Raw genomic sequence first — 7,426 nt, forward strand, 5'->3', positions numbered from 1 at the left:
CCGCCCCAGCCCGGAGTCCTTGTAGCCGCCGAACGGGCCGAACAGGTCGAGGCTGAAGGTGTTCACGGAGTACGTGCCCGTGCGCACCCGGCGGGCGACCTCCAGGCCGCGTTCGAGGTCGCCGGTCCAGACGCTGCCGGAGAGCCCGTAGTCGGAGTCGTCGGCGATGGCGATCGCCTCCTCGTCGCTGTCGTACGGCAGCAGGCAGACGACGGGCCCGAAGATCTCCTCGCGGGCGACCCGCATGGCGTTGGTGACGTCGCCGAAGAGCGTCGGCTCGACGTACCAGCCCGTCGGGAGCCCGGCGGGACGGCCGCCGCCGGCCAGGACGGACGCACCGTCGAGCCGCCCGAGCCGGATGTAGTCGAGCGACCGCTCGCGCTGGCGGCGCGCGACCAGCGGGCCGACCTGGGTGGCGGGGTCGAGCGGGTCGCCGACGACCAGCGCGGAGGCGGCGGCCGCGAGGCGCTCGGCGAGCTCGGCGTAGTGGGAGCGGGGGGCGAGGACACGGGTCTGGGCGACGCAGGCCTGGCCGTTGTTCATCCAGGCGCTGGGCACGATGCCGGCGACGGCGGTGTCCAGGTCGGCGTCGGGCAGGACGATCGCGGCGGACTTGCCGCCCAGCTCCAGCGTCACCCGGGTGAGGTTGCGGGAGGCGACCTCCATGACGCGCTTGCCGGCCGCGACGGAGCCGGTGAAGGAGACCTTGTCGACGCCGGGGTGCCCGACGAGGTACTCGCCGGTCTCCCGGCCCCCGGGGAGGATGGACAGCACGCCCTCCGGCAGCCCCGCCTCGCAGGCGATCCCCGCGAGGACGTACGCGTCCAGGGGCGTCTCCGGCGCGGGCTTGAGCACCACCGAGCAGCCGGCCAGCAGGGCGGGCGCGAGCTTGGCCGCCGCCACGAACTGCGGCACGTTCCACGGCACCACGGCCGCCACGACCCCCACCGGCTCCCGCCGCACCAGCAACGGCCCCAGGGCGCCGGCGCGCCGCTCCTCGTGGGGGAAGTCCCGGGCGATGGCGATGGCGCTGTCCCACACCATGACCGCGCCGAGCGCCTGCGCGAGGACGCTCCAGGAGTAGGGGGAGCCGTTCTGCGCGGAGATCAGCCGGGCGAGCTCCTCATGGCGGGCGGCGATGCCGTCCTTGATCCGGGTGACGACGGCGATCCGTTCCGCCAGCGGCAGCCCTGACCACACGCCGGAGTCGAAGGAGCTCCGCGCTGCCGCGACGGCCCGGTCCACATCGATGCGCCCGGCGTGCGGGACCCGCCCGATGACGGCCTCGGTGTGGGGCGACACGACCTCGATGACCTCCCCCCGCGGCCCGGCGGCGGGCTCGGCCCACCGGCCGCCGACGAAGAGCTGCCCGTACTCGACGATGGCGCTGTCGCTGTCGCTCATGGCGGAGCCTCCCGGACCTGACCGGACGCGATCGAATCGGATCGGATCTGACACTGCATCAGCTCAGATAGCAGTTCCGGTTGTGGAGGGCAAGGGAAGTCGCCACCGGAATCCCGAACACATACGCGACCGTGGCGGGAGCCCGGTCACCGGAGCTGTGGAACCGGGGGACTCCGGTCCGGGGAGGTCACAAGGCAGCGGAATTCTCACCCCGACGGGCCTCTGGAGGCCCTTCCGGTGGAGGATCACGCTGCCTTACGACGCGACCGTCGAGGGGGCGCGGGCGGGACGCCCACGGCGGTAGCGGGCTCCGGGCGGGAGCCGGATAAAGTGTTCAGCCCCCCACCAAAGCGACACGTCGGTAACGTCCTGCCCCGGCAGGGGCGTCCCGGCGGGGCCGCCCGACACCGTCATCCACCGAGAGGCACCGCTTTCATGGCCACCACCTTCGCCGTCCTCGCGCGCCGCGGCGCCGCGGCCCTGGCCACCGCGGCCGTCCTGGGCACGGCCGCGGCCCCCGCCGCCTTCGCCGACGGCGACTCGCCGACCCCGGCCGCCCCGGGGCTCTACGGCACGGGCGACCCGAAGTTCGACGGTGTCTTCCGGCAGTCGCTGGCCTTCCTCGCCCAGCACGCGGCCGGGGTCTCCCCCGGCAAGCAGGCCGTGGACTGGCTGGCCGGCCAGCAGTGCGCCGACGGCGGCTTCGCCGGCTTCCGGGCCGGCACGGGCACGCCGTGCGACGCCAAGGCGGGCGAGTTCACCGACGCGACCGCGGCCGCCGTGCAGGGCCTGGCGGCCGTCGGCGGCCGGGCCCAGGCCGTCACCAAGGGCCTGGACTGGCTCAAGGCCCACCAGAACGCCGACGGCGGCTGGGGCATGGGCCCCGGCAACCCCAGCGACGCCAACTCCACCGCCATCGCCATCGGCGCCTTCGCCGCCGCCGGCCAGGACCCGGCGAAGGCCGCGGCCAAGGACGGCAAGACCCCGTACGACGCGCTGCTCTCCTTCCAGATCCGCTGCCAGGAGAAGAAGGAGGACCAGGCGGGCGCCTTCGGCTACATGCCGCAGAACGGTGAGCTGCCCGCCAACGACCTCGCCTCGGCCGCCGCCGCCACGGCCGCCCTCGGCAAGGGCTTCCTCGTGCCCGCCGCCAAGGGCGCGGACAAGCCCGTCAGGCCCGCCTGCGGGGACGGCGACGCGAACCAGTGGAACGCGGCCGACGCCGTCGCCGGCTATCTGACGAAGAAGCTCGACGCCAACGGCGGCTTCCTCAAGTCGTCCATGCCCGGCGCCCCCGAGGGCCCGGACACCGGAGCGACCGCCGACGCCGCCCTCGCCCTCGCGGCGGGCGGCCACCTGGAGGCCGCGGGCAAGCCGCTGAAGTGGCTGCAGTCGGCCGACAGCAAGACCGCCGAGTGGGCCAAGGGCAACCCCGGCCGCCTCGCCAAGCTCGTCCTGGCCGCGCACGCGGCGGGCGCCGACCCGCGCTCCTTCGGCGGCACCGACCTGGTGGCCGCGCTGAACGAGACCGGCCCCAAGCCGGAGCCGTCCTCTTCCTCCGCCTCCCCCGAGAAGAAGGAAGAGAAGAAGAAGGACGGCGGCGGCTCCAGCACCTGGTTGTACGTCGCGGTGTTCTTCGTCGCCAGCGTCGGCGCCGGCTTCCTGATCAGCGGCCGCAAGAAGAAGAACCAGCTGTGACGGCGGCCCGGGCCCTGTTCGTCTCCCTGCTCGCCGGCGCGGCCGCCCTGCTCGGCGTGGCCCCCGCGCACGCGGACGGCTACCGCTACTGGTCCTTCTGGCAGGCACCGGCGGCCGGCGGGGCCTGGACGTACGCGACCCAGGGCCCGGCCACGCTGCGGCCGGCCGACGGCTCCGTCGTCGGCTTCCGCTTCGCCGTCAGCAAGGACTCCGCCGACGCGGCCAAGCCGCGCGGCACCGCCGACTTCGCGGCGGTGTGCGCCGGCACGCCCGCCGAGGACGGCGGCAAGCGCGTCGCCGTCGTCCTCGACTTCGGCACGCCCGCCGACGCCCCCGCCGGTGAGACGCCGCCCGCCGCCCGTACGGCGTGCGCGAAGGTCGGCGCGGACGGCAGCGCGGCCGACGCGCTGGCGGCCGTCGCCAAGCCGCTGCGCTACGACTCCAGCGCCCTGCTGTGCGCGATCGCCGGATACCCGAGGACGGGCTGCGGCGAGAAGGTGGCCGCGGGGAAGCCGACGGAGACTTCGCCGGCGGAGACTTCGGAGGCCTCCCCTGTGGACGACAAGGGCGACGGCGGGCCCTCCGCCGGCCTGATCGGCGGCATCGCGGCCGTGGCCGTGCTCGGCGCGGCGGCGGTGTGGCAGACCCGGCGGCGTCGTCGCGGATGACGGACCGTTCCTCCGACCGTTCCTCCGCGCTGCACGCCGGCGCGTGGTGGCTGTGGGCGCTGGGCCTGGCGACGGCCGCCTCGCGCACCACGAACATGCTGCTGCTCGCCCTGCTGACCGGCGTCGCCGGGTACGTCGTCGCCGCGCGGCGCACGGACGCGCCGTGGGCCCGCTCGTACGGGGCGTTCCTCAAGCTCGGGCTGGCCGTGATCGTCATCAGGCTGGTCTTCGCGGTGATCCTCGGCTCGCCCATCCCCGGGACGCACACGGTCCTCACCCTTCCGGAGATTCCGCTCCCGGAGTGGGCGCGCGGGGTGCGGATCGGCGGCCGGGTGACGGCGGAGGCGCTGGTCTTCGCGCTCGCCGACGGCATGAAGCTGGCCACCCTGCTGATCTGCGTGGGCGCCGCGAACGCCCTCGCCAACCCGGCGCGGCTGCTGAAGTCCCTGCCGGGCGCGCTCTACGAGGCCGGGGTGGCGGTGGTCGTCGCCATGACCTTCGCGCCCAACCTCGTCGCGGACGTCCAGCGGCTGCGCGCCGCGCGCCGGCTGCGCGGCCGCCCGGACCGGGGGCTCAAGGCCCTGCTCCAGGTGGGGCTGCCGGTGCTGGAGGGCGCGCTGGAGCGGTCGGTGGCGCTGGCCGCCGCGATGGACGCCCGGGGGTACGGCCGTACCGCCCAGGTCCCGCCCGCCGTGCGCCGCACGACGAGCGCGCTCACCCTGGGCGGGCTGCTCGGCGTGTGCGCCGGTACGTACGGGTTGCTGGGGGACACGGGTGCGGGCTACGGGGTGCCCGTGCTGATCGCGGGCCTCGCCGCGGCCCTCGCGGGCCTGTGGCTCGGCGGCCGCCGCTCGGTGCGCACCCGCTACCGCCCCGACCGCTGGGGCGCCCGCGCCTGGCTGGTCTCCGCCTCGGGCGCGGCGGTGGCGGCCCTGATGATCCGGGCGGGCGACTACGCGCCGGCCGCCCTCCATCCGCCGGCGGTACCGCTGACGGCGCCGGAGTTGCCGGTGTGGCCGGCGGTGTCGGTGCTTCTCGGGCTGCTGCCGGCGTTCGTCGCCCCTGCGCCACCGGTCGCCTCCCGCGAGGGGGTGACGGCGGACGGGCACCGCCGGGCCGGCCGGCGGGGGCGAGCGGCACCAGGCAGCGCAGCAGGGCCGTCACCTCCGCGGCGCGCGCCGGGTCGGCCGCGCGCAGCAGGGCCAGGGCGGCGCGCCAGTGCCGGGGCCAGGGCCCGCCGTCGGTCCGGGGCGCGGCGGGGAGGGCGTAGCGGCCCGCGCCGCCGGGCGGGGCGCGGTAGGGGTCCAGGTCGTCCAGGCGGACCGGGCCGCCCGGCAGCCGGCGCAGGCCCTGCCAGCCGGGCCCGTGGCCGGTGACGCGCCCGGCCGCGCGCAGCAGCAGGGCGCCGCCGTGCCCGCCGGGCGCGGTCAGGCGGGCGGCGGGGCCGTGGGCGGTCAGCCGTACCGGGGAGTCCGCGGTGCGCAGCAGGCCGACGCCGGGGAGCGCGAGCCGGCCGCCGGGGGCCGGGAGGTCCAGGGCGAAGTCGGCGCCGGCGCGCAGGGCGGCGGTGGCGGCGACGGCACCGAAGTGGCCGAGGCGCGAGGCGAGCGTCTCCCCGTCGGGGGCGGCGAGGGCGTGGGCGAGCCAGGTGCCGACGGAGGGGTAGTCGAGGGTCTCGGCGACCTTGGCCGGGTGGTGCGCCTCGGCGTGTTCGAGGAGGTGCCAGTGCTCCTCGAAGCGCGCGAGGGCGGGGCCGGGGACGGCGGGGGGCCGCTCCAGCCGGGTCAGCAGGGACTTCAGCAGCACGAGCCGTCCGCTGTGCAGGCCGTCGAGGAGGAGGGCGACGTCACCGGGGGCGGTCCGGGTCCGGGCGAGCCGGGCCAGGGCCTGGGGGGTGACGCGGCCGGGTCCTTCCGGGCGGCCGCCCGGGGTGCCGTCCGCCGGTCGCGGGCCGGTCACCGGCCGGGGCGCGCCCCGGTCACCCCGCCCTCGCCGCCCGAGTCCCATGCCTCGGCCAGTCGTCCGGGGCCGCGCAGCACGCCCTCCACCGCGGCCGCCAGGGCGGGATCCCGGGAGGCTCGCAGGGCGCGCAGGCCGGTGCGGGCGAGGTCGGGCAGGGGCGACGGTCCGGGCACGCCGTCCGCGTAGCCGGTGACCAGGGCGTTCTCCAGCTGGTTCACGCTCTTCTCCTCCCTGCCGCCGTCCGCCGGTAGCGGGCCCGCGGCTGCACGGTTCTTCCCAACGCCCCCGGTTCGGAAACCCGTTCGGCGGCCGGTCCGGCGGGGCGCGCCGGTGCCGGACGGTCCGACGGCCGGGCGTGGGGCGATCGGACGGTCCGGTCCCGGGTGGTTCAGTCGGTGAGCCGCGCCACCGCCTCCCGGGTCGCCTGGACCTCGGCCCAGGGCACCTCGGCCAGCCGTCCCGTGAGGTCGCGCCATTCGCGCTGCGCGTCGCGGTAGGCGGCCAGGGCGGCGCGGCGCAGCCCCATGCGTTCCAGGGCGTCGCCGTAGCGGTGGAGGGAGCGGGCTGCGGTCACCGAGCCCGGGCCGTCGGGGGCGGGCAGCCGCCGGGCCTCCTTGGCGGCGGTGTCGAAGGCCGCGGCGGCGTCGGCCACCGGCAGGTCGCCCTGCCGTTCGCCGAGCAGCAGCCGGGCGGTGCCCAGTTCCAGCCAGGCCTCGGCGCGGGTGGCGCCGTCCGGGGCCCGGCGCGCGGCCTGTTCGAGCAGATGGCAGCTTTCGTAGAGGTCGGGCAGGAACCCCTGGCGGCCGAAGCGCAGCACCAGCGCGCGGCCGAGCGTCAGCTGGGCGCGGGTCCGCAGCGGCGACCGGCCGGGGCTGACGGCGTACGCCTCGCGCAGCACGGACTCGGCACGGGCGACGGGATCGACGCCGTCCCCGGCCGGGGAGCCGCCGTCCCCGCCCGGTGTCCCGGCGTCCCCGGCCGGGGGCCCGCCGTCCCCGCCCCGGGGGCCGGCGGCCGGTGCCCGGCCGAGCAGCGACTCGCCCCATTCCACGAGGAGTTCGCAGCGCCGGAGGCTGTCGCGGGCGGTGAGGCCGACGGCCGCCGCGTACGCGTCGTCGGCCTCGGGCCACTGGTCCGCCGCCGCGTGGGCGCGGGCCTGTTCGGTGCGGCAGCGCAGCCGCTGGGCGTCGTCGGTGGCGGCCTCCAGGGCGGCGTCCAGGACGGCGAGGAGTCCGGCGCCGGGGGCGCCGGCCGCCCGGAGCGCGGCGGCGAGGTCGAGGAGGGCGGCGCAGCGCTGCACCTCGGGGGCCTGCTCGCGTTCCAGCAGGCCGCAGGCGGTGCGGAGTTCGGCGGCGGCCTCCTCGGCGTACGAGCCGGGCGCTCCGCCGGTCCCGGTCAGCGCCAGCAGGGTCCGGCCCAGGCGGAGGTGGCGGGCGGAGCTGCCGGGCGGCAGCGCCCGCAGGACGCGGGCGGCGGCGACGAGACGGTCGCGGTCGCCGTCGTCCTGCCACAGCGCGTAGGAGGCGTCGGCCAGGCGGAGGGCGGCGGTGGCGCGGGTGGCGCCGTCCGGCGGGGCGTGGGCGAAGGCGTCCTGGAGGTGGCCCGCGGCCTCCTCCAGGAGGGCGTGCCGGGCCGTGGCGTCGTTCCGTACGGACTCCGTGCCGACGAGGGCCTGGAGCACTCCCCCGAGGACG

5 protein-coding genes and 1 pseudogene are annotated in these 7,426 nt (G+C 77.4%); 3 read left to right on the forward strand and 3 right to left on the reverse strand.

Annotation, left to right across the window (positions count from 1 at the left end; translation table 11 throughout):
• Positions 1-1,404, reverse strand: a 1,404-nt coding sequence (locus K6I33_RS28495; RefSeq protein WP_229357416.1) for an aldehyde dehydrogenase, incomplete at its 3' end; no start/stop codon positions are given.
• A 435-nt stretch (positions 1,405-1,839) separates the two neighbouring features.
• Between K6I33_RS28495 and K6I33_RS28500 the strand changes: the two genes are divergently transcribed.
• The 3 genes from K6I33_RS28500 to K6I33_RS28510 are packed head-to-tail and all read left to right on the forward strand — an operon-like array spanning position 1,840 to position 5,146.
• Positions 1,840-3,102 carry a prenyltransferase/squalene oxidase repeat-containing protein gene (locus K6I33_RS28500; RefSeq protein WP_229357417.1) on the forward strand — a complete coding sequence of 421 codons (1,263 nt, stop codon included), beginning with the start codon at positions 1,840-1,842 and terminating at the stop codon, positions 3,100-3,102.
• A complete protein-coding gene (locus K6I33_RS28505) occupies positions 3,099-3,770 on the forward strand; it encodes an SCO2322 family protein (RefSeq protein WP_229357418.1) in 672 nt (223 codons plus the stop codon). The genes K6I33_RS28500 and K6I33_RS28505 overlap by 4 nt, the downstream gene beginning before the upstream one ends.
• A complete protein-coding gene (locus K6I33_RS28510; RefSeq protein WP_229357419.1) occupies positions 3,767-5,146 on the forward strand; it encodes an energy-coupling factor transporter transmembrane component T in 1,380 nt (459 codons plus the stop codon). Before K6I33_RS28505 ends, K6I33_RS28510 begins: the two co-directional genes overlap by 4 nt.
• 579 nt (positions 5,147-5,725) lie before the next feature.
• Here K6I33_RS28510 and K6I33_RS28515 read toward each other — a convergent pair.
• Positions 5,726-5,950 carry a hypothetical protein gene (locus K6I33_RS28515; RefSeq protein WP_229357420.1) on the reverse strand — a complete coding sequence of 75 codons (225 nt, stop codon included), beginning with the start codon at positions 5,948-5,950 and terminating at the stop codon, positions 5,726-5,728.
• Between the two features lie 170 nt (positions 5,951-6,120).
• Positions 6,121-7,426: pseudogene (locus tag K6I33_RS28520) on the reverse strand (hypothetical protein); the annotation flags it as partial.

This window comes from Streptomyces sp. UNOB3_S3 (assembly GCF_020740895.1).
Taxonomy (GTDB): domain Bacteria; phylum Actinomycetota; class Actinomycetes; order Streptomycetales; family Streptomycetaceae; genus Streptomyces.